General features: G+C 39.8%; 25 protein-coding genes. 14 read left to right on the top strand and 11 right to left on the bottom strand.

The annotated features are described in order from the left end of the window. Positions 1–168: 168 nt before the first annotated feature. From ubiD to GQR55_RS04260, 3 genes are all read left to right on the top strand, one after another. Complete coding sequence (gene ubiD, locus GQR55_RS04270; RefSeq protein ID WP_007580574.1) at positions 169–1,635, top strand: 4-hydroxy-3-polyprenylbenzoate decarboxylase; 1,467 nt, start codon at positions 169–171, stop codon at positions 1,633–1,635. Positions 1,636–1,744: 109 nt separating this feature from the next. Further along, positions 1,745–2,458 carry an NAD(P)H-flavin reductase gene (gene fre / locus GQR55_RS04265; protein WP_166419571.1) on the top strand — a complete coding sequence of 238 codons (714 nt, stop codon included), beginning with the start codon at positions 1,745–1,747 and terminating at the stop codon, positions 2,456–2,458. Between the two features lie 168 nt (positions 2,459–2,626). Further along, a complete protein-coding gene (locus tag GQR55_RS04260) occupies positions 2,627–3,037 on the top strand; it encodes a CBS domain-containing protein (RefSeq protein WP_166419570.1) in 411 nt (136 codons plus the stop codon). Positions 3,038–3,097: 60 nt separating this feature from the next. On the opposite strand, the gene add is transcribed toward GQR55_RS04260, so the two are convergent. From add to cyaY, 8 genes are all read right to left on the bottom strand, one after another. Beyond that, positions 3,098–4,099, bottom strand: coding sequence for an adenosine deaminase (add, locus tag GQR55_RS04255; protein ID WP_166419569.1), 1,002 nt, complete (start codon positions 4,097–4,099; stop codon positions 3,098–3,100). 126 nt (positions 4,100–4,225) lie between these two features. After that, complete coding sequence (locus GQR55_RS04250) at positions 4,226–6,913, bottom strand: CHASE domain-containing protein (RefSeq protein WP_166419568.1); 2,688 nt, start codon at positions 6,911–6,913, stop codon at positions 4,226–4,228. Positions 6,914–6,964: 51 nt separating this feature from the next. After that, on the bottom strand, positions 6,965–8,074 hold the full coding sequence (locus GQR55_RS04245; protein ID WP_166419567.1) for a heme biosynthesis protein HemY: 1,110 nt from the start codon (positions 8,072–8,074) through the stop codon (positions 6,965–6,967). Beyond that, positions 8,071–9,918, bottom strand: coding sequence for a uroporphyrinogen-III synthase (locus GQR55_RS04240; RefSeq protein ID WP_166419566.1), 1,848 nt, complete (start codon positions 9,916–9,918; stop codon positions 8,071–8,073). Before GQR55_RS04240 ends, GQR55_RS04245 begins: the two co-directional genes overlap by 4 nt. Beyond that, positions 9,919–10,857 (bottom strand): hydroxymethylbilane synthase, encoded by a 939-nt coding sequence (gene hemC / locus GQR55_RS04235; protein ID WP_166419565.1) that lies wholly within the window; start codon positions 10,855–10,857, stop codon positions 9,919–9,921. It lies immediately after the preceding gene. 25 nt (positions 10,858–10,882) lie between these two features. Continuing rightward, a complete protein-coding gene (locus GQR55_RS04230; protein ID WP_166419564.1) occupies positions 10,883–11,860 on the bottom strand; it encodes a DUF2914 domain-containing protein in 978 nt (325 codons plus the stop codon). 22 nt (positions 11,861–11,882) lie between these two features. Further along, positions 11,883–12,539, bottom strand: a complete 657-nt coding sequence (locus GQR55_RS04225) for a dienelactone hydrolase family protein (protein WP_166419584.1) — start codon at positions 12,537–12,539, stop codon at positions 11,883–11,885. Then, complete coding sequence (gene cyaY / locus GQR55_RS04220; protein WP_007377335.1) at positions 12,536–12,859, bottom strand: iron donor protein CyaY; 324 nt, start codon at positions 12,857–12,859, stop codon at positions 12,536–12,538. The genes GQR55_RS04225 and cyaY overlap by 4 nt, the downstream gene beginning before the upstream one ends. A gap of 157 nt (positions 12,860–13,016) precedes the next feature. On the opposite strand from cyaY, the gene GQR55_RS04215 reads away from it, so the two are divergent. From GQR55_RS04215 to GQR55_RS04180, 8 genes are all read left to right on the top strand, one after another. Continuing rightward, positions 13,017–13,211, top strand: coding sequence for a lipoprotein (locus GQR55_RS04215; RefSeq protein WP_166419563.1), 195 nt, complete (start codon positions 13,017–13,019; stop codon positions 13,209–13,211). After that, on the top strand, positions 13,212–14,465 hold the full coding sequence (lysA, locus tag GQR55_RS04210; RefSeq protein ID WP_007580550.1) for a diaminopimelate decarboxylase: 1,254 nt from the start codon (positions 13,212–13,214) through the stop codon (positions 14,463–14,465). It abuts the gene before it with no gap. Positions 14,466–14,529: 64 nt separating this feature from the next. Next, positions 14,530–15,360 carry a diaminopimelate epimerase gene (gene dapF, locus GQR55_RS04205; protein WP_024589649.1) on the top strand — a complete coding sequence of 277 codons (831 nt, stop codon included), beginning with the start codon at positions 14,530–14,532 and terminating at the stop codon, positions 15,358–15,360. Next, the gene (locus GQR55_RS04200) at positions 15,357–15,968 is read left to right on the top strand and encodes a DUF484 family protein (RefSeq protein WP_166419562.1); all 612 of its coding nucleotides are present in this window, start codon (positions 15,357–15,359) and stop codon (positions 15,966–15,968) included. Before dapF ends, GQR55_RS04200 begins: the two co-directional genes overlap by 4 nt. Then, positions 15,965–16,909: a tyrosine recombinase XerC gene (locus GQR55_RS04195; RefSeq protein ID WP_024592615.1), complete on the top strand. Its 945-nt coding sequence runs from the start codon at positions 15,965–15,967 to the stop codon at positions 16,907–16,909. The genes GQR55_RS04200 and GQR55_RS04195 overlap by 4 nt, the downstream gene beginning before the upstream one ends. An 8-nt stretch (positions 16,910–16,917) precedes the next feature. After that, positions 16,918–17,625, top strand: coding sequence for an HAD-IA family hydrolase (locus GQR55_RS04190; protein ID WP_166419561.1), 708 nt, complete (start codon positions 16,918–16,920; stop codon positions 17,623–17,625). A gap of 28 nt (positions 17,626–17,653) precedes the next feature. Then, positions 17,654–18,757 carry a retropepsin-like aspartic protease gene (locus tag GQR55_RS04185; RefSeq protein ID WP_166419560.1) on the top strand — a complete coding sequence of 368 codons (1,104 nt, stop codon included), beginning with the start codon at positions 17,654–17,656 and terminating at the stop codon, positions 18,755–18,757. A 40-nt stretch (positions 18,758–18,797) separates the two neighbouring features. Beyond that, entirely contained in the window at positions 18,798–19,154 is a 357-nt protein-coding gene (locus GQR55_RS04180; protein WP_166419559.1) for a HopJ type III effector protein, read from the top strand. Positions 19,155–19,165: 11 nt separating this feature from the next. Here the strand turns inward: GQR55_RS04180 and GQR55_RS04175 are convergent, their stop codons facing one another. Together GQR55_RS04175 and GQR55_RS04170 are read right to left on the bottom strand one after the other, a co-directional pair. Beyond that, positions 19,166–19,573, bottom strand: coding sequence for a GNAT family N-acetyltransferase (locus GQR55_RS04175; RefSeq protein ID WP_166419558.1), 408 nt, complete (start codon positions 19,571–19,573; stop codon positions 19,166–19,168). Positions 19,574–19,614: 41 nt separating this feature from the next. Further along, positions 19,615–19,920, bottom strand: a complete 306-nt coding sequence (locus GQR55_RS04170; RefSeq protein ID WP_024609954.1) for a DUF6482 family protein — start codon at positions 19,918–19,920, stop codon at positions 19,615–19,617. A 90-nt stretch (positions 19,921–20,010) separates the two neighbouring features. On the opposite strand from GQR55_RS04170, the gene GQR55_RS04165 reads away from it, so the two are divergent. From GQR55_RS04165 to GQR55_RS04155, 3 genes are all read left to right on the top strand, one after another. After that, entirely contained in the window at positions 20,011–20,703 is a 693-nt protein-coding gene (locus tag GQR55_RS04165) for a pseudouridine synthase (RefSeq protein ID WP_166419557.1), read from the top strand. A gap of 263 nt (positions 20,704–20,966) precedes the next feature. Beyond that, positions 20,967–21,341: a BlaI/MecI/CopY family transcriptional regulator gene (locus GQR55_RS04160; protein ID WP_166419556.1), complete on the top strand. Its 375-nt coding sequence runs from the start codon at positions 20,967–20,969 to the stop codon at positions 21,339–21,341. 9 nt (positions 21,342–21,350) lie between these two features. Then, positions 21,351–22,562, top strand: a complete 1,212-nt coding sequence (locus tag GQR55_RS04155) for a M56 family metallopeptidase (RefSeq protein ID WP_166419555.1) — start codon at positions 21,351–21,353, stop codon at positions 22,560–22,562. A gap of 75 nt (positions 22,563–22,637) precedes the next feature. Here GQR55_RS04155 and GQR55_RS04150 read toward each other — a convergent pair whose 3' ends face one another. After that, positions 22,638–23,021, bottom strand: coding sequence for an MAPEG family protein (locus tag GQR55_RS04150; RefSeq protein WP_166419554.1), 384 nt, complete (start codon positions 23,019–23,021; stop codon positions 22,638–22,640). Positions 23,022–23,094: the final 73 nt, after the last annotated feature.

Here is a 23,094-nt window from a genome sequence, read left to right as displayed (position 1 = left end):
AAAGCGTACTAAAAAGTATAACCACCCAATCAAGCCAAGTTAAAAACTAATTAACTCATATATATTGTAACTGTATTAAGGGTACTCTAAGTTTTGAGTGCAAATAATGACTTGCCTTGCATGAACTGGGTATAATACTTCAACTCTTTAGCTTAATAGCGGCCTCCAATGAAATACAAAGATTTACGTGATTTTATCGATTTGCTTGAAAAAAAAGGCGAACTTAAACGTATTACCCAAGAAATCGACCCGTATCTTGAAATGACCGAAATATCTGATCGCACATTGCGTGCTAAAGGTCCTGCGTTATTATTCGAAAATCCAAAAGGCTACGATATGCCGGTGCTTACCAACTTATTTGGTACACCAAAACGCGTAGCTATGGGCATGGGCCAAACCGATGTTAGTGAACTACGTGAAGTAGGTAAGCTACTCGCTTTTTTAAAAGAGCCAGATCCACCAAAGGGCATTAAAGAAGCCCTAGGCGCTATACCTATTTTTAAGCAAGTGCTTAATATGCCAGCAAAAGAAGTTAAAAAAGCGCCTTGCCAACAAGTAGTTTTAGAAGGTGATGATGTAGACTTAACTAAATTACCTATTCAGCATTGCTGGCCGGGTGACGCTGCACCATTAATTACTTGGGGCCTTACCGTAACTAAAGGACCTTATAAAAAGCGCCAAAATTTAGGTATTTATCGCCAACAGCTATTAGGCAAAAATAAAATAATTATGCGCTGGTTATCACACCGTGGTGGCGCGCTTGATTTTCAAGAATGGTGTAAAGAAAACCCAGGGCAACCTTATCCGGTTTCTGTTGCATTAGGTGCTGACCCTGCAACAATACTAGGCGCTGTAACACCAGTACCCGACACATTAAGCGAATATGCATTTGCTGGTTTATTACGTGGTAGCAGAACCGAAGTTGTTAAATCTATTTCCAATGACCTACAAGTCCCTGCCAGTGCAGAAATAGTACTTGAAGGTTACATTATGCCGGGTGAAATGGCGCCAGAAGGCCCTTATGGCGATCATACTGGTTACTATAATGAAGTCGACGACTTTCCAGTTATGACCGTGACTCACTTAACGCATCGTAAAGACCCTATTTATCACAGCACATTTACTGGTCGTCCGCCTGATGAGCCTGCTATTTTAGGTGTAGCACTTAATGAAGTGTTTGTGCCGATATTACAAAAGCAGTTTCCTGAAATTGTCGATTTTTACCTTCCGCCTGAAGGGTGCTCGTACCGTATGGCGATTGTAACAATGAAAAAACAATATCCTGGTCATGCTAAGCGCGTGATGATGGGCGTTTGGTCGTTCTTACGTCAGTTTATGTATACTAAGTTTGTAATTGTGTGCGATGACGATATTAATGCCCGTGATTGGGAAGATGTTATTTGGGCTATAACAACCCGAATGGACCCCGCCCGCGATACAACATTAATAGAGAACACACCTATTGATTATCTCGATTTTGCATCGCCAGTTTCTGGCCTTGGTTCAAAAATGGGAATGGATGCTACCAATAAATGGCCTGGCGAAACCACCCGTGAATGGGGCGAGCCTATTGTTATGGATAAAGACACCAAAGACCGCGTAGATGATATTTGGGAAAGCCTTAATATTCTTTAAGTACTTATATGTAAGTACATAACAGGCTATAAAATAACCCTGCGGATATGCTAGAATCGACTCATTCGATTGCGTATCTGCTGTTAAAAGCGCTGCTAAAAGGTAAAAAATGCAAACATTAAAAGCTGAAGTTGTAGCTATCAGCCCACTTACAGAATTTGTTCATAAAGTAATTTTAAAGCCACAACAACCTGTGACCTTTGAAGCTGGCCAATACATGCAACTGGTGTTAGGCGAAAAAGACAAACGTGCTTTTTCTATAGCTAGCCGCCCTTCACAGTGCGATGCAATAGAACTGCATATTGGCGCGTCAGGTGCCGATTCGTATGCAATGCAATCGCTGGAACATTTACGAAGTGCACATAATGATGGGCAGTTAGTAGACATTGAAGCCGGACTGGGTATTTCACAGTTGCGCCTACAATGTGAGCGACCAATTATTTTACTTGCCGGCGGTACTGGTTTTTCATACGCAAAATCAATGGCTGATCACTTAGCTGAGATTAAATGCGACCGCCCTGTATTGTTTTACTGGGGCGTAAAAGAAGAGTCTGCTTTATACGCACACACCGAAATGCAAACATGGGCCGATAGCCACAAAAACTTTGAGTTTATTCCTGTGGTAGAAAACCCTTCTGCTAATTGGCAAGGTCATACTGGTTATGTACACAAAGCAGTAATGCAAGATATTGTATCGCTTGAACCGTACGATATTTACATGGCGGGTCGTTTTGACATGATAGGTATCGTCCGTGATGACTTTATTACTCATGGTGCAATACGTGAAAACATGTACGCAGATGCATTCGCATTTATCAAATAATTGAAATTTACTTTCAGTTATAAATAAAGGCACCTAATCGGTGCTTTTATTTTATATAACAATAAATACTTAATAGTTAAAACCTATCAATCTCATCAATATAAACAATTTCCTAAATTCCTATCTATAAACCATACTTTGTATAGAACATCAGCGGGAGAGACCCAAATGCTAAATACAAAAGTAAAAGATTTTATGCAACGCAAGTTGCCAAATATAACACCCGATACAGAAATGACGACAGCCATAGCAGAACTACAAAAATTTAAACTACTTGGCGCACCTGTATTTGATAAAGATAAATGTCTAGTCGGATTTATATCAGAGCAAGAACTATTAAAACCACTTACGCAAAGCAGTTATTTTTGTGATGGGATGGTTAAAGTTTCGCAGCTTATGCAAACAGAGGTAGTGACCGTCAGCGGCGATACCAACATTATTGAACTAGCAGAGCAAATGCAGCCTGGAAAACCAAAAAACTACCCTGTTGTAGAGGGCGTTAAAGTAATCGGCATGATCAGCCGAACAGATGTACTTAAAGCACTTTACGATAATTACATAAGTTGCCAAAAACGCTAATACCAATCTGTAGATACAAAAATGCCGCTTATATAAAGCGGCATTTTTAATGTTCTTAAATTAACGTGCGCTAACGAGTGCTGAAAGTTCTTTTTTATCACCATCGCTTAAAAATGCTATTTCTAATGCATTTGTTTGGGCTTTTTCCATATCGGCTTGTGTTAAACCTGCTTTAGGTGCTGCAACAGTATATTCGTACTCAATTTCAATGCCTTCAACCGCAGGGTCATCAGTATTAATACACGCTAAAATACCGTGATCTAAAAACTGTTTAAGTGGGTGTTTAGCTAAGTCGTTCACTGTGCTAGTTTGAATATTACTTGTTAAGCACGACTCAATACCAATACGGTTATCGCGTAAGTAATCCATTAGTTTTGGATCTTCAATTGCTTTAACGCCATGCCCTATTCTGCTCGCACCTAACTCATTAATTGCTTGCCAAATACTTGGGGCACCAAGTGCCTCTCCAGCATGAATAGTCGAAGCTAAATAAGCATTTCGTACTTGTTTAAAGTGCTCTACAAATAACTCACCCGGAAAACCAATTTCGTCACCGGCTAAATCAACAGCCACTAAATCATTTTTAAACGCAAGTAACGCATCAAGCTCTTTTTGGCATGTTTTTACGCCATAAGTACGCGATAAAATACCAATCAAGTTAGCTTTTATATTTGCCCCCTTTGTTGCCGATTTAATACCATCAACAACCGCCTCTACAACCCCTTCTGGGTGTAAACCTTGGCTTTGTGCCATGTAGTAAGGGCTAAATCGAAGCTCTACATAATCAAGGCCTTGTGCTTGTGCATCTTCAATGTTTTCAATCGCTATGCGTCTACACGCATCGTAGTCGCCAAGTACAGTGACACCCCAATCTAACTTTTGTAAAAAAGCCATAAGGTTTGGCTCAGGGTCAATAACTTGAACATGAGGAATGAGTGCCTCAACGTTATCTGCAGGTAACTCTATATTAAACTGACGACCAAGTTCTAATATGGTTTGCGCACGTACATTACCATCTAAATGACGGTGAATATCTAGCAAAGGTAATTTTCTATTTATCATAATAGCAACCCAGTTTAGTTAAATTTGCGCGCATGATACGCAGATATAGTTATTTTTCAAGTCTATATGATTTGCGGTAAGTTTAAGCGGTCATATGTCTGCTTTTTGTGCAAAAAATAACGTAACTTATTTATTTGATAAATAATGCCAAAGCGTTTTAAAAAGCGTATTTGCATCAATAGGTTTAGTGATATAACTATTCATTCCACAGGCCAATGCCTTTTTAACATCATCGTCATGGGCATTCGCCGACAAGCCAATTATTGGTAAATCAATTAACCCTAAGTCATTTCTAATTACTTTTGTTGCTTGAAGACCATCCATTTTTGGCATCTGAATATCCATAATCACAATGTCGTAGCTATTTTCGGTTAGCTTTTCTATGGCTTCAAAACCATCATTGGCGATGTCGGCAATACATCCTTTGGTTTTTAAAATGGCACTGGCGACATGCTGATTAAGCGGATTGTCTTCTACTAAAAGTAATTTATAGTCTGTAAATGATAAAGTACTTACATCTATTTCGTCGTATTGCTGCTGAATTTGTTCTGCTTTTGGTAAAGGCGAAATAATTGGCAAACTAAATGTAAATGTAGAGCCCTTACCTTCATAACTGACTAAATCAATTGCACCGCCCATTAGTTCAACTAGTTTTCTGCAAATACTTAACCCTAAGCCCGTGCCACCATATTGACGAGAGGTTGAGCTATCAGCTTGGGCAAATGGTTTAAATAACTGCTTTTGTGCTTCGCTACTAATACCAATACCCGTATCGTTAATACTAAAATAGGTCATTTTTTTTGACTGCCAAATTTTCAGGGTTATCTCACCTTCTCCTGTAAATTTAACCGCATTATTGAGCAAGTTTAACAGCACTTGTTTTAAACGAATGGGGTCGGCATTGATCACCAAATTCGATGTTTTATCAAAATCGAGGCTTAATTTTATTGATTTAATGTCTGCCTCAAACTGAAGTAAGTTAAGCATTTCATCAGCTAAACTCGCTACATCAATAGGCTCTTGCATTAAATCTAGCTTACCGGCTTCCATTTTTGAAAAGTCGAGCACGTCGTTTAATACCCGTAGTAAAACACCTAATGCACCATCTGCTTGCTCTATGTAGCTTCTGGCTTGTTGCCAATCATTTTGCTGTAGTGCTAAATAATGCAGCCCCTTTATGCCGTTAATAGGGGTACGCACTTCGTGGCTCATATTCGCTAAAAACTGCCCCTTGATATGACTCGCTTCATCTGCTTTTTGTTTTTCTTTACGTAAAGTATGTGTTTGCTTAGCCACTTGTTCGCGAATTTGTATATTTGTACCAGTAACCGAAATCAAAAATGTAATCAGTAACCACACAAATAACATACCCACTATTTGTGCAAGCCAATAAACTAGCCAAGACGTTCTAACTATTGGTTCATATAATTCGACCTGCCACATGCGCTTGCCAATTAATAATTGATACTCTTTAAAAAGCGTTTGCGAATTATTTATGTCGGCCATATAAATTGGCTGTTTTTTACCTGATATCGTTGTATCAAAAAAGCTGGCTGAAATTGAGTTGTTGTGATCAAATAATAGTGTTTGCGATAAGCGTTTAGGGCTGACAATCGCTGCCACAAAACCTTGAAAATCATCTTCGGTAGACGACTCTCCAAAAACAGGATATAAAAAGAGTACACCCTGTTCGGCTGTATTTTGGACTAAATTAATTGGCTCACTTAACGCAAGTTCATTAAGCTCTTTCGCTTTGCTAAGTGCTGCTCCTCTTACTTTACTAGAAGCTAAATCAAACCCTAAAACACCTTCATTACCTTTTAAGGGATACACATATTTTACTGGAAAGTAATTACTACGAGTATCTACTGGTTGCCAGCCCCCACCTAGTGACTTTTCTTTTATGTATAAAGGTTTGCCTGTGGCTGTATTTTCATAAGCTTCAAAATCTACGAGTTTATTTGCTGGTACGTAAGGTATCCATTCAAACGCTAAAATTTCTTGGCTGTAGTCCAACTGTTTTGAAGTAAATTGTTTGAAGTCTTTAAAATTCACGTCATCACTACTAGCAAAATATGCCGCTAGTAATCCTAAGTGAGCAGTAATACCGTCGAGCTTTTGGCTTATAGCGTTTTGTACAGCAAGTACTTTGGCTTCTTGCTTTTGAATGTCTTTTTCTTTTTTAACACTGGCAGCACCATAAAAACTAACGCTGATCAGTATATAAATTAATAGTGAAGGTAAAATCACCAGCATACGATGGCGTACTTGCGTGTAGTTAAAAGCTGCCAGTACTAGTGGTGTAAATATAAGTACACCAATACTGTCACCAATCCACCATGCGATAAAATTATCAAAAATAGCATTGGTCGGTATCACATTATTTAATGCTAATAAGCTAGTTCCTACACCTGCTGCAATAACGCAGCATATTGGTCCTGCGACTATTAAGCTCTGTATACTGTGTTTTAAAGAAGATAGGTCCAGTGGCGCTTTTATAACATTTACTATAATTTGACGGCCAACCCAAGCCTGTAAAACAGAGGCTAAAGTGATGCAAATAGCTTGTAAAAGCACATTAAAATGAAGAATATCTACGGTGTTATCAAGGTGAATTAAGTTAGTACAAAAAGCACCAATAATAAGGCCAACAAATGACTTACGTCCCCAAATTAAAAAGCTCGCTAAAGCAATTCCTGAGGGCGGCCAAGAGGCGACCGCATAGCCATCTATAGCAAGAAGTGAGTTACTAAAATACCCAGTAAAAAAATAAGCACAAGCCAAGCTAAGGGTTAATATTAAAAACTTTCTCAAAGCTTGTGCTCCTGAACTACAAAAAATGCTAAGTAGCTATAGTGTAGTCATTTATTGATATAAAACGAGCGCCTTTTCTGCCTGCGCACTATTTTTATAACTTAAAGCTGCTTGTTCAGAAAACTGCTTTTTATTTTCCATATTCAGTGCTTTATCAAAAATTCTAGCTGCTAAGTCATAATCACCTTGCGCGTTAGCCAGGCAAGCCAATGCAAGTAATAATGAGTTATTTGAATCATCCTTTTTAAGACGATCTTGAATGCTTACTTGCAGTTTAGCTGCATCAGCAGACGTCGCTTTACTTAATATATTAGCCAGTTGCGCATGCTGCTCATTGTGTTTAACCATTTTAATTAGGTCACCTTCAATAACAGCCAGTTGACCTGCTTGCGCCATTTGCATTAAATATGCGGTGTGGGCATGAACTTGCAGTTTTTTCGGTAGCTGTTTATATTTCTCACTCAGATTGTCTGCATCTAACGCATTAAAGTAGGCACTAAATAACTGCGTCCACTGTGCATCAGTAAGTGCTTTTTTGCGTAATAAACGCGGCAAAAAGTCTTCCAGCGCACTAAAGTGTTGTTGCTGCACTAAAGCTTCTGCGTAAAGTTTCAACTCAAGATTGGTGGCTTTTTTAGCTTCTGCACTAATACGCATTTGTGATTCAATCGCGCTACTGTCGCCACTTGCCAACCATAGCTTTGCTACTTTTAATTGATGCTCTGGGCTTATTTCAAATAAACGCTCAAGTGCTTTATCTGCTTGATTATTAGCAAGCGCTGCTTTTGCAAGTAATGCTAAGCGTATATCTTCAAACTTACTTGGCACACTATTACCCGATAGAGCCTGCTCTACATGCTCATAATCATCGTTAATAGCACTCCACAATGCCTGTTCAATCGCTGCTTGTTTACGCTCTTGGCTACGTGCAAAAAAGCCATGTTTAGTATTATGATAAATCGATAATAAGTAGCGAATTAATTTATATGTTAAATATAAAACAATAGCGGTAATGGCCGCCATTATACAAAACGAGACTATCGTGCCTTCTATCGTTGTATTGTTAAATGAAATAAGCACGTAGCCTTTTTCATCTAGTACAAATGGAGTAACCGCCAGTACAACAACAATAGCTACAATTAAAATAATTAGCCCTATCATTGCGCCCACTCCTTAACCTTTTGTGTGCTATTTAAGGTTACTTTTGGATTAAAGTTAAGCTGCTCTTTTTCAAGTTTTACTAACGCGTTAACTACTGACTTAGTTGCATCATCATCTTGTTTAAAATATTCAGTAACTAAACGTTTAGCTTCACCTAAGGCATTAAAATAAATACTGGCTTGCTTACTTATTAACGCGTCTTGCGCTTGAGTTAAGTTAAGTTTAATGCGCTGGTTAATTAAGTGGCGCTCTTGATCGGTTAACAGCGGCTCAATAGCAACACCTTCATGCTGGCGAATGGTAATAAAGCTATCGACTATCTGATTCCAACTATTACTTAAATTTTGCTGCCAATCACTTACATCTTCACTCAACGCATTTTCGTCAACCTGTGACGCTTCTTCAGGAATATTTACTGCGTTAAAAACTAAGTCATCAATACTGCTTAGCACACTATTTAGCTGTAAATAAATAGCTTCTGTTGCTATAGGTTTGAGGCTATCAAGTGTCTGTATGTCTTGCATAATAGCTTGGCGAACTTCAACTGTTCCTGGGTGCTCGCTAAGTAGTGCATCTAAGCGCTTTAAAACAGCACTAGTGCCTTGGTAATCCTTTTCAGCCCATAGTTTAAACTCAGCCATACGTTGTAAGCTGGTTACTTCTTGTGGGTTTAAAGACGAGCCTTGTTGCTGCGCTTTTTGCAAAGCTGCTTTTAGCTCTTGCTGATTTTGAGTTGCACTTTCACTGAGTGCTGCGGCCACTTTTTTCTCACTATTAAATAGCGCTTGCTGCAAATTAGATTGTGCTGACTTAAGTGCTTGCAGCTCTTGAGCGAGTAACTTATTTTGTTCACTCAACTCATTCGCGGCCAGGTTTTGCGCCTTACCCGCATTTAATTTTTGATAAAACTCGTAACCAACACCTGAGGCCACAATTAGCGAAATAAGAAGTGCAAGCACTGCGACTTTGCTAACCTTTTGTTTATTTTTATTTGCGGTGTTTTTAGCGGCTACAGGCTCTTGTTTAGCTGATTTAACCGAGGCCGTATTAGCTGTTATTGGAGTGGCTTTTTCTGCCGTAACTGACTTTGACTGTTCGCTCATGTTGCTACCTTGCTGATTAATACAGGTAAACATAGCGTCATCGCTAGCTCCTGCTGCAATATGTATATTAGCCAAACTTACTTGTTGTTGCTGTAAATATGCGGCAATGCGCTCGCTGGCAACATAAAATTGGCACTGTTGTAACCATTGTAGTTGTGGTGCAGCAAGGGGAGTAAAAATGGCATCGACTGCTGCATTACTTGTTATGACTATACCTTGTACATTATTGCTTTTCCAGTGGTCAGTCCAGTTGCCACCTAATTCACTTATCGGTTCACGTTTGTACACTATGCAATTATTTAAAAAAGCACCGCGCTCTTTAAGCACTTTTGCTATATCTGGGCGACCGCCTTGCCCTTTAACCAAAACTATATTACTACCATCAACCTGAGCAAGTGATTTTAGAGCCAGTAAGCCCTCTGAATCATATTGCTTAGATTTAGGCAATGCAGCACGCACTCCAAATTGTTCATATATTGTGTCGGCTGTTTGTTGGCCTACCGCATAAAACTGCGCTTTTGTATTTATATCTGGTTTTAGTTGCGCAAGCGCACTGACTGCATCTTGCGATATAAATATTATTTTGTCCGCATTTAACAGCGGGCTCAGCTCGGTGCTAGAGGGTGTTAAATGCGTTATTTTTAATACCGGAAACAAAGACGCCTGATAACCCGATTGCTCTAATTGCTGTGCAAGGGATGCGCCTTTTCCTTCGGGCCGAGTTATCAGAATATGTGTCATTTATGCGTCTCTATAAACTTCAGCTAATATTTTGTCTGCGCCTTGAGCTAGTAATTTTTTAGCAAGCTCAATGCCTAGTTTTTCTGCATCATTTACATGGCCAGTTACTTCGTCGCGTAAAATTTCGCTGCCATCTACAGCACCCACTAAACCACGCAAATGTACCTGCTCGCCATCAACTAATGCATAAGCACCAATAGGCACTTGGCAACCACCTTCTAAATGGCGATTCATCGCACGCTCTGCATTTACGCGAATACGTGTTTGAGTATGCTCAAGTGGTGCAAGTAATGCTTTTGTTACTTCATCATCAATACGGCACTCAATACCTACTGCGCCTTGACCATTTGCCGGTAATGACACTTCTGGCTCAATGTAGTCGGCAATACGCGACTCCATTTCTAAACGAATAAGCCCTGCTGCAGCTAAAATAATAGCATCGTATTGGCCATCATCTAACTTACCTAAACGCGTATTTACATTACCGCGTAAATCACGAATATCTAAATCAGGACGAAGTGCTTTAATTTGGCACTGACGGCGCAAACTCGAAGTGCCCACAATAGCGCCCTGTGGTAGAGCGTTTAAATTAGCAAAATTGTTTGATACAAACGCATCTCGTGGATCCTCACGCTCACAAATAGTATGCAGTTCTAATCCTTCTGGGAACTCTACTGGTACGTCTTTCATAGAATGTACGGCAATATCAGCTCGGCCATCTAACATGGCTTGCTCAAGCTCTTTAACAAATAAACCCTTACCGCCAATTTTGGCCAAAGGCGTATCTAAAATTATATCCCCTTGCGTCGACATTGGGACTAATTCTACGCGTACATCTGCATGAAAACGCTCAAGTTCAGCTTTTACAAATTCGGCCTGCCAAAGTGCTAAAGCACTTTTACGAGTTGCGATGCGTACTAATTTTGTTTTTTCTGTCATAAGGGTATCCAATTAATTACTGTATTTAGTCAGCTAAAATTCTAAATTCTTTTTGGGCAATTAAATTACCTTGCTCATCTACAACATCAACACGCCAGTGGCCTGTTTGTGTGTCCATAATATTTTTTGTTGAGTAGGTTCTGTAGCGAGGCGAAGTAACATTGAGTGTAATTTCAGCCATAGTTTCATCTTCAAACGTCCAAACATGTTTAACTTGCTGCCCTTGAAGGTTTTTAATCTCGCTAAAAAACGATAACCCTTCATCAAACTGACTTAACCTAATATCTGCCGCAAACACATTAGTAGGCTCACGCTTACTTACTTTACGAGTAAGTACCGCACGGCTAATTTTATCTGTGTCTATTTGCGCGCCTAATGCCACACTTGCCACTTGTGCTGTAGGCGAAAAACCTTCAGTACCACTCAATGCACCATCATCGCTTTTTTGATCTAAAAGTAAGTCACCTTGATCAGCAGGCTCAGCTATATTTTCAGCTTCTTCGGTTTCTTCCTGCACATCATTATCAAGGTTTGAGTTTAACTCTGTATTAATACTCTCACTTTGATCAATCACAATATCGTTGCTAGCTAATAAAACTGTATCATTATTTACTGGATTCACTTTATCAGGTGCATTATTTGATATGCTTTGCTCAACTTCATTCTGCGCAGCTAATAACGGTTCAATGCTCGTTTGCGTTATCTCTGCGGACTCGTTAGGAATGTTGTTTATTGATGATTCAGGCTCAACATCCGTTACTTCAACGTTTGTCTGGTTTTGAGCGTTACTGCTAAAGCTTAAAAATTGTTCCTGCTCATTTGGATGCTCACCTTGCTCTGCACTGGCTGAGGTTGTTAAGCCATATACAACTGCTGCAGAGGTCATTAATACCAACATAGCAATACTCACAATACGACGCCAATTCCACTCGTAGCTTACCGTTGGTACACTCTCTTGTAGTTCGCGTTTAACATTTGCTTTAATAACTATTTTTTGACTCATATTGACCTCAGCGGTTCCAAAATTAGCTTAAACGAGCAATTAACCATTGGCGAATAGCTTGCAATTCTTCTGCGCAAACTTGATGAGCCATTGGGTATTCTTGCCAGCTTACATCCATGTTATGTGCTGTTAATACTTCAAACGCACTTCTTCCCGCACTATGCGGTACTACGTTGTCTTGACTACCATGCGCCATAAATACGTTTAAATCAGTATGCTTTGCTTCATCAGCAAATTTTTGCGGCACACACATATAAGTAGAAAGCGCCATAACACCCCCAAGCTTTTGCTCAAAGCGCGGTGCTAAATGCAGAGACACAACACCACCTTGAGAAAAACCAGCTAAAATAATTTTATTAGCAGGTATGCCATTAGCAATTTCTTTATTAATTAACTCTTCTACCTTTGCAGCCGAATCCCTTACGCCTTGTTCATCGGCACGCTTATCTAATTCTATAGATTTAATATCGTACCAAGAGCGCATTTCCATGCCACCATTTATGGTGACCGGTTGTACTGGCGCATGCGGAAAAACAAACCGTATACCCAGTTCACTTGGTAAATTAAGCTGCGGAGCTACTGGCGCAAAACCATCCCCAGAGTCACCTAAGCCATGTAACCAAATAACCGTTGCTTTGTGCTCACTTTGAGCTGGAAATTCTACAAACTCTAAACTCATAGTGTTGATTGCCACTTAACTTCTTGACCTGCTTGGCGAGTTGATGCTTCATTTATAAACGCCCAAAATTCTGCACCCGAACGGTTATCAATCCATAACCCATCGCGCATTTCAAAATGATGACCGTTAAACTTAGTCGCAACCCATACTTGATGAAGAGGCGCTTGTTTATTGATTACTATTTTACTTTTATCAGGAAAAATAATTTCTAAAATACCTTGTGCCGATTCGTAATCTAAATCAGCTTCGCAATCATCAACTTGCTCTTCAATAGTGAACATAAGAGCTTCGGCTAATTGGTGATATTCGTGTTCAGTCATTGTTATTTCCTTTGCAGGCGAGCCGCCTAATATTGGGTACGTTTTAGCTTTAAAAGTGTACTGTTAGTGTAACAGGAATAAAATCATCCGCGAATAGCTGCATTTTTTAGATATTCTGTTACTCTGCGATTATAAAGCCAGCAACCATATTAATCTAATGAAAGCGACGCATACCTTACAATTAAAAAAACTATTAATAAGCACTGTACTGTTAAGCGCCTTAGCTGGCTGTGGGCAGAGCGGTCCGCTATATTTACCAGAACAACAAACAGAGCAAAACCAACCTCAAAATACAGCTAAGCCAGCCACTACCGCTGAGCAAGCAAAAACACAGCAAAGTCAGGAGCAATAAATGGATTATTTTAACTACAAAAACAACCAATTATTTGCCGAAGACGTAAGTGTGGCAAGCATAGCGCAGCAATACGGCACACCTTGTTATGTATACTCGCGTGCTACGTTTGAGCGCCATTACCTAGCGTTTGCTAACGCCACTAAAAATCATAAAAGCTTGGTGTGTTACGCCGTTAAAGCAAACTCAAATATAGCCGTACTTAATATATTAGCGCGCTTAGGATCGGGTTTCGATATTGTGTCGAAGGGTGAACTGGCACGTGTAATTAAAGCAGGAGGCGATGCTTCTAAAGTGGTTTTTTCGGGCGTGGCTAAAACGTCTGACGAAATAGCGTACGCATTAAAGTTAGGCATTAAATGCTTTAACGTTGAATCAGCTTCTGAGCTTGAGCGAATTTCAGAAGTTGCTTGTGAGCTTAATTTAGAAGCGCCTATTTCTATTCGTGTAAACCCCGATATAGATGCAAAAACACACCCGTATATTTCTACCGGCTTAAAAGAAAATAAATTTGGTATTGATATTCAAACAGCGGTGAGTGTTTATCAACAAGCAGCGGCTTTACCTGGTTTAAAAATAATTGGTGTTGATTGCCATATTGGCTCTCAATTAACTGAAGTAAGACCCTTTTTAGAAGCCCTTGATAAACTCATGGCGCTTATTGATGAGCTAAAAACCAACGGTATTGAGCTAACTCACTTAGATATTGGTGGGGGTTTAGGCGTGCCATATAACAACGAGCAACCACCGCACCCAAGTGAATATGCAGCGCAAGTTACCGAGCGCTTAGCTAACTATAAACACCTTGAACTAATTTTTGAGCCAGGGCGCGCTATTGCAGCTAACGCAGGTATTTTAGTTACTCAAGTTGAATTTATTAAACAAAACCAAGACAAATTTTTTGCCATTGTAGATGCAGGTATGAACGACATGCTTCGCCCTGCGCTTTATCAAGCGTGGCAAAAAATCATTCCGGTATCAGTTCGCGACGACGAAACACCGACTCACAACTTTGATATTGTGGGTCCGGTGTGCGAAACCGGCGACTTTTTAGGAAAAGATCGTGAACTAGCGCTTAAACAAGGCGACTTACTCGCACAGCGAAGTGCTGGTGCATATGGCTTTACCATGAGTTCAAACTACAACTCGCGCCCGCGTGTTGCAGAAATAATGGTAGATGGTCAGCAGCACCATCTTATTCGTGAACGCGAAACTATTGAAAGCCTTTATCAAGGTGAGAAAGTTTTACCATAAACGTTTTTGTCTACTAGCTGCTCTGTGGCATGATTAGCACAGAGCAAAACCGAATTAGAGCGCTATGTTAGTTAATTTTTCCAAAATGCACGGCTTAGGCAACGACTTTGTTGTGATTGATAACATTACACAAAATGTTTTTTTGTCGCGAGATCAAATCAAAAAACTGGCAGATCGCCATTTTGGCATTGGCTTTGACCAATTGCTAATGGTTGAAGCGCCATACTCTCCTGATCTCGACTTTCATTATCGAATATTTAATGCCGATGGTACCGAAGTAGAACAATGCGGTAACGGCGCACGCTGTTTTGCCCGCTTTGTACGTATGAAGGGCCTTACTAACAAGCATAAAATTACTGTGTCGACCAAGTCGGGCAACTTAACGCTCTACATAGAAAAAGACGGTCAAGTAACGGTTAACATGGGTCATCCAAATTTTGAGCCAAGTAAAATCCCTTTAAAAGCGAGCAAGCGTGAGCTTACTTATATTATTAGAACCGAAGAACACACTGTATTTAGTGGCGCGGTATCTATGGGTAACCCGCATTGCGTACTAGAAGTTGACGACGTAACCACCGCGCAAGTTGATATATTGGGGCCATTACTTGAAAACCACGAACGCTTTCCGCAAAAAGCGAATATTGGTTTTATGCAGGTTGTATCGCAAGAACACATTAAATTAAGGGTATGGGAGCGAGGCGTTAACGAAACCCTAGCCTGTGGCACAGGCGCATGTGCAGCAATGGTTATTGGTCATATGCAAAATAAGTTATCAACAACCGTTCAAGTAGATTTACCAGGCGGTAGCTTGCAAGTACGTTGGAGTGGCGAAGGTCACCCTGTACGCATGACAGGCCCCGCAGAGCATGTGTTCGACGGGCAAGTAGCGCTATGAGCGAGCTAAGTAAAGAACAGGTTATTGATTACTTACATCAACATCCTGATTTTTTGGTTCAACACCCGGAGCTACTCGCACAACTTGAGCTGCACCAACAAGCTCAAGGTGCAACGTCGCTGGTACATATTCAGCAACGCCAATTACGCGAGCACAACACGCTTTTAAAAAGCCAAATAGACGCGATGAGCAAGCATGCAACGCAAAACGAGCTTGTATATCGTTTGTTTAGCCAGTGCCATCGCCAGCTTTGGAATCATGACGACTTTGATACGCTAGCAAATAACCTGCGCAATATAATTTGCTCAAGTGAAGATGTTAACGACTGCAAATTAGTAAAATATAATCCCGAATACGACGAACTTATTGCACATCGCCTTACCCATTCTGGGCATTATTTAGGGCGTATTAATCAGCAAGAACGCGAACAATTATTTAGTGAAGATACACAATCTGTCGCCATTTATTTAATTGGCGACACTACACACCCTATCGCTATTTTGGCGTTTGGTAGCAGTAACGTAAACCATTTTGAGCCCGCTCAAGATAACCTGTTTGTACTCGACTTTATAAACGCATTACACCTGCGGTTGCAAAAACTAGCATGAGTGACGATGCGCCTAATACTACCCAGTTAAGCGACAATTGGCGTACACCTATAACGCTATTTAGCGATTATTTAAAGTTTGAAAAACAATATTCAGCGCACACCGTAAACCAATACGTAAGCCAACTTGGCTTTGCAGCCCTTTATTTTAGCAAACTATGTGATGACTGGTTTGGCGTACAAGGCGAGCATATTCGCCGCTACAGCATGGCACTGCGATCAAAACAATTAAGTGGCCGTACAATTAGCTTAAAGCTCAGTTGTATTCGCAGCTTATATAAGTTTTTAAAAGCAAAAAATATTGCCGAGCAATCGCATTACCATAATCCGGCGGTGGGTATAAAAGGTCCTAAGTTTGCAAAGCCCCTACCTAAAAATCTCGACGTAGATCAAATGGCGCGCTTACTCGAAATACCCGACGACGAGCCTCTCGCAATTAGAGATAAGGCAATGATGGAGCTTATGTATTCATCAGGGCTGCGTATAAGCGAATTAGTTGGCGCTAACATGCAAGATATTAGTGCCGCTAATGGCGAAATTTTAGTGCGTGGTAAAGGCAATAAAGAACGGTTAATTCCGGTGGGTAAAAAAGCGTTAGACGCATTAAAAAAATGGCTCACAATACGCCCTCAGTTTGCAAAGCCCGATGAAATAGCTGTATTTTTAAGTAGCCAAAAAAATCGTATTTCGATTCGCCAAGTGCGCCTGCGTATGCAAGAGTGGGGAATAAAGCAAGGCATTAGCTCGCAGGTTCACCCGCATAAGTTGCGCCACTCGTTTGCGTCACATATTTTAGAATCGTCTGGTGATTTACGCGCCGTGCAAGAATTACTAGGGCACAGCAGTTTGTCGGCGACACAAGTGTATACGCATTTAGATTTTCAGCATTTAGCCAAGGTGTACGACAACACACACCCTCGCGCAAAAAAACGAACTGATTAGGATAGAATATGATTCGATTTAATCGTGCTATAAAACCATTTTCTGTTATGAGCTTTGATTTAGACGATACGCTATACAGCAATCACCCTATTATAAAAGCAGCCGTTAAAGCCCAACAAAATTATTTAAACGCGCTACCAGGCTATCAAGAGCAAGGTCCACAATACTGGCAACTGTGCCGCGAACTGGCCGTAATACAAAACCCAGACCTTGCAGATGACGTAACTAAGTGGCGCAAACACACCCTACGTTTAGCGCTTTCTAAACTTGGCTTTACTGCAGATGAAGTAGAGCACCATGCAAATGCCGCCTATAACGCCTTTGCCGATGCGCGCAGCAACATAGTGGTAAGCGATGACGTGCTTAACTTACTAGATAACCTAGCCAAACATTTTACGCTTGTTGCAATTACTAACGGTAACGTTGAAATTGAACGCTTTAATTTACACAATAAATTTGAACTCGTACTGCAAGCAGGTATGCACGGCAAAGCAAAACCCCACACCACTTTATTTGATAAAGCAGCCGCACATTTAAACGTGGCTAAAAGCGATATTTTACATATTGGCGATAGCCTAGATACCGACGTACAAGGCGCAAATAATGCCGGCTGCCAATCGGTATGGTTAAACGATCAAGGTGCTAACTATGCCTATAAAGGGCTGGCTGATATTGAAATTGCTAACATTCACGCCTTAACGCACTTTATTAAATAACCTACTCGTTTAAAAGTAAGAGGTCACTATGAGCCACTATGCCAAGCTAATCACCTTGCTATTAATTGGCTCACTTAGCCTAAACGCTTATTTATTATGGCCGCAGCCTGCGTTAACTACACCACAAAAAACGCAAAGTGCCCAGCAAAGCATATCGCCTAAACAACAAAATACGTTGCTAAATACGGCAAAGCAGCAATTTAAAAAACACCAGTTTGAAGCTGCACTTAGTAGCTATCAACAACTCAAAAACAGCAATCCAGAAAGTGCAAAAAACCTTTATTCATCGTGGCTGATACAGCTTAAAGCATGGTTAAATAGCGATTTATTACTCAGCGAATCATTTATCAATGCGCTATTAAATAACAGCCCTTACAACGTAGAAATACTTAACTTGCAGGTTGAATATTTAATAAATAGCGAGCAAACACAAAACGCCATTATTGCTTTATTTGAGCTGAATTCATTACTGCCTGCTGATCCTCAAAACAAAGAAAACACACGCTTAAATACGCTCACCCAAAACGAATTACACACATTAACTGAGCAACAAAATTGGCAAGCTATTATTGAGCAAACACAGATTTGGCTTGATTACGAAAGCGATAACGCACAGTTTTTATATTCGCTTGCGTATGCTTACTACCAGCAAAGTGATTTAATTAGCGCACAAGCAACGCTTGATAGAATGCCAAGCCAGCACAGCCTAAAAAGCCAAGTGCAAACGCTGCAAACTATGATCAATAAAGCGCAATCGCAAGACGACTTTGTTTCCCTAACGCCTCGCGGCGCACACTACTTAATAAGCACTGAAATAAATAGTAATCTATCGACCGAACTAATGATTGATACAGGCGCAAGCATCACCTCACTACCTAGTAATATTATTAAACAAATTTCTCCACAGCCTTTGTATTTAGGGGATGTAACAGTTAATACAGCTAACGGTCAAATTGTTGTAAAGCGTTATCAAATTGAATCGTTTAAAGTAGGTTCGCAAATTATTTATGGTTTTGAGGTACTGAGTATCGAAGGTACAAGCGGACAAGGTTTACTAGGAATGAACTTTTTATCGCGATTTAAATTCAATATAAATCAGCAAACAGATGAGCTAGAGTTGAGCGCTAAATAAAATTTATTAATTGGATTAACTTCAAATATAAGGACAAAAAATGACTTTAAATGAGTACTTAGCAAGCCTTGCTGAAAACCCGAAAAGCGTTCAATTTACCGATACTATTGCCGTTATAGAGGCAAACTATACATTTACTGCATGCGGCTTTAATAACCACGGATTACTTAGCTCTGCAAGTGAGAACAACGGTTCGTGTAAAATTTTTGCGTTTGCTAAATTAAACGATTTAAGTAAACAAAATACGTTAGATTGCTTTGGTAAGTTTTACCGAGAAGACGTGCTGCAAAACCCTAAAGGGAATGATCACATGAACATTCGCACCTTTATGTTAGCGCCAGAGGCAACGCCATTCTTAGGTATTACCTTTGAAGGCGAGCCGCTAAAAGCAAAATAGTCAGCAAAAAATTAAAGTGGCTTTTCCATAAAATAACGCGTACCTGAGCGTGGGTAATTATTAAGTTGATACTTAACACTATAACCGCGCTTTTCGTAAAAAGGCTTCGCCTGAAAATCAAGAGTATCAAGCTGAGCGGTCGTTGCACCTAGTTCAACAGCTGAGTGTTCAAGTGCCGTTAGCAACTTATCTGCAAGCCCATTACCTCGCGCTACATCGCTACACCAAAGCCAACTAATCATCAGCCAATTTCCAAATACACACCCACTAATACCTGCAACAAGCTCACCTTGCTCATCAACAAATTTATAGCCTAGTGGCACTCTTTGCGCATCAAAATGCTGGGCATTAAATTCAACCATTTTTGTGCGAAGCGCTGAGCTTAACACGTCGGTATTATCTGCTTTTAATTGATACATGTTCCGCCCTTAAAGGAGCAGATACTAGCAAACTAGCTCTATCAATACAGGTTGTTTTTACCGTAAGGTACTTCGAGCATATTACTGCCGGTTTTTTCGGGCTGTCCGCACATTTCGTCGTAAGCGCTTGTTTGGCGCAGTACCATTCCCGCATACGCTATTTTATCAAAACGCTTTTGAACATGCAGTGGGCTTAGTGCTCTTAAAAATTCACCGCTGTCTTCTGTCACATAATATTCAACGTTATTGATCATTACCGATACTTGATAAAGCGCCATATCTAACGAGTGTACAATGACTTTTTGTAGCGGCTCATGCTTTTTTAACTGTGAAAATTTAATACCCATAATTTTTGCCTTAATTAAATTTAACAGTATCGATACGCAGCTTTGCTATAATCGCGATCAAATCTTTATTAGCCGCTGGCGTCACACGTTATGAGCACAAAAATCCGACTCGCTAAATATATTGCCCATGCAGGTATTTGTTCTCGTAAACAGGCATCGCGTTTAATTGATGAAGGTGTTGTGACTGTAAATAATCGCCCAGCAAATCATATTGATCACGTTGACGAGCAAGACACTGTAATTGTTAACGGGGAAAAAATTGAAGGCGTAGCCGATTTAGTTTATTTTGCGTATCACAAACCAGTTGGTATTGACTGCAAATTAAATATTGATGACTCAGCCAGCCTTATTCACCATTTGCCTACACTCACCCGTGTTTACCCTATTGGTCGATTAGATAAAGACTCTCGTGGTTTACTTATTTTGACCAACGATGGGGATTTTTGTAATCAACTAATACATCCTGACTTCCACCAGCCTAAACATTATTTAGTCACCGTAAATAAGCCTTTAGACGATGATTTTTGTAAAAAAATGGCTGCAGGCGTACCCGTTGATAAACACATAACCCTGCCTTGTGAAGTAACTAAAATAGCCAGTAATCAGTTCAGTATTGTTTTAAAACAAGGGCTAAACAGGCAAATTCGTAAAATGACGCATTACTGCGGATACAAAGTAATTGATTTATTTAGAGTGCAATTTAGCGATCTCACCCTTTCAAAGCTAAACCTACCTGAAAACCAATATATACAAATTAATAAAGCCGATATTTCAAAAATCTAATACCAAGTCACTTAATACCAACCTGCATAAATCTTTGATCAATTTAACGAATTAAATTTCACTATAACGTCGTTAAAATTTTTTATTTAGAACAACTAGATACAAGAATTTTTGCCTAGTTCTAGCGTAATTTTCTTAACGTTAAATAGACCCCATATATAAGCAGATTGGTATAACTACATCTCAAAAAGTTAAAAAATAAGCTTGCAATTATAGATTACAGGCGTAGTCTTTAATTAAAGATTACATTTGTAGGCAGTAAAATGATTGAGTTATCAAAAGCAGAATTTGACGTGCTCGACGCACTTTGGATTAACTACCCTGCCACCGCGAGCCAAATAATTGAGCGTTTAAGCGACGACAAGCAATGGCACGAAAAAACAATTAAAACCCTACTAGGTCGATTAGTAAAAAAAGGCGCACTGTCCTTTGAAAAAGAAGGTCGCCAATATATTTATATGCCGTGTATTGAGCGTGCCGACTACACCTTAAAAGAAAGCCAAAACTTTATTGAGCGCTTTTTTAGTGGGCGTATAGCACCACTTGTAAGTGGTTTTGCTAAGTCGGAGCAGCTTTCTCAGCAAGATATAAACGAGCTTAAAAAAGTCATTGATGACTGGGAAAAAAACCAAAATTAAGGGATTAATATGGTTATTCAAACTGGTTTTAATTGGTTAATTGAGCAGCAACTACTATTAAGTATTTTGTTTTGTGGATTTATTTTACTCGAGCGATTTGGTTTAAAAGCTCTTGGCTCGCGATTTGTATATAAATTAGCATGGCTATTACCTGCGGCATTGGTGATTGCTAATTTACCCAATGCGGTTAAACCACTGAAAAATAGCGACATTAGCCATTACTTAATCACCCCTAACCAGCCTTTTACACATGAAATGGGTATTAGCTGGGCGCTCATGTATGTACTCATTACCGCAGGGTTATTAATAGCTAGTTTTATTACACATACCCGCTTTGTTAAAAGCCTGCAGTTAACTGAGTTAATCCAATTTGAAGGTACTCTTACCGCTGATGTTAAAACCTACACCAGTCAACATGTAGCCACGCCAATGGTGGTGGGTATTTTAAACAGCAAGCTGGTGTTACCGAGTAACTATAAAACTCAGTTTGATAAAGCCACATTAGCGCTTATTTTAGAGCACGAAAACGTACACATAAAACGCAAAGACAACCTAACAAACGCACTTATATTACTGCCTACTATTTTACTGTGGTTCAACCCACTAGCTTGGGTTTGTTACGCAAGCATGCGCCGATTACAAGAGCTGACTTGTGATGAACGGGTACTCAGCAATAAAACCACACAACAACACATTTTATACAGCAAAGCCTTAGTAAACTGCGCGGCAAATGCGCCCACAGGACTTATGGCTTACTCACACTACGGAGATAAAAAAACCATGTTACAACGACTAATTAATATAAAACACAGAGGTAAAAGCTCTCGATTTGCTAAAGGTAGCTTAATGCTAATAGCGGCAAGCATGCTTAGCGGCTTAGCCATTGCAAAGCAACCAGAAGTAAATAAAACGCAAGAGGATCATATTTCACCAACAATACGCATTGAACCTGCCTACCCAATACAAGCAGCTCAACAAGGGATCAGCGGATCTGTTGTATTAAAGTACGATATTGCAGCTAACGGTAAAACAAAAAATATCAGCGTCATTCAATCTAAACCTAAAGATATTTTTGATAGATCGGCAAAAGAGGCACTAGCAAAATGGAAATATAAAGCATCAGATTCAGGTTTTGAAGATGTACTGGTACAGCTAGATTTTGCAATAAATAGTGAAGTAGCGCCTACCGATTTAATAGAGCGAATTAAAGTATCGCATTAACGCTACCTGCGTTGTTCAAGACTACAAAGCAAGCGCCCTTTTAGGCTGCTTGCTTTGTGGTTTTAAAGTATAAAGCTACAAACTCACCACAATCATGGCAATAGCTGTACCCAAACCAATAAACCATACTAGTGAGCGTATTATATCTAGGTTCATGTAATAAAAAACACAGTACAAAATACGCGACACAATATGCGTAACCGCTAACATTTCGGTCACTGCACCTACAGAGTTAGTGCCCAGTACAACTGTAATAGCGACTGCAAATACAGCGAGTGATTCAAAACAGTTTTGATGTGCTGCTAGCGCACGGGCACCAAAGCCGTTTAGTTTTGCTTGTTGCGCCCTTGGGTGTTTATTATCGTATCGACCTAATTTTGCCATTGATATAGCGACAGGCACTTTTGCAAAGTAAGGCATTAGTACAGCAAGTAATGCACATACAACTAATGTTGTCATAGTTTATCCTTTTGATGTTTTTGACAACTTAGCATAAGCACACAAAAAAAGCCGCCAGATACGTTTTATGACA

Origin of the sequence: Pseudoalteromonas sp. Z1A8 (genome assembly GCF_011378855.1) — a bacterium.
In the GTDB taxonomy this organism is placed as follows: Bacteria; Pseudomonadota; Gammaproteobacteria; order Enterobacterales; family Alteromonadaceae; genus Pseudoalteromonas.
Note: the sequence above shows the minus strand (reverse complement) of the source record. Positions and strands in the feature narration are given on the sequence as shown.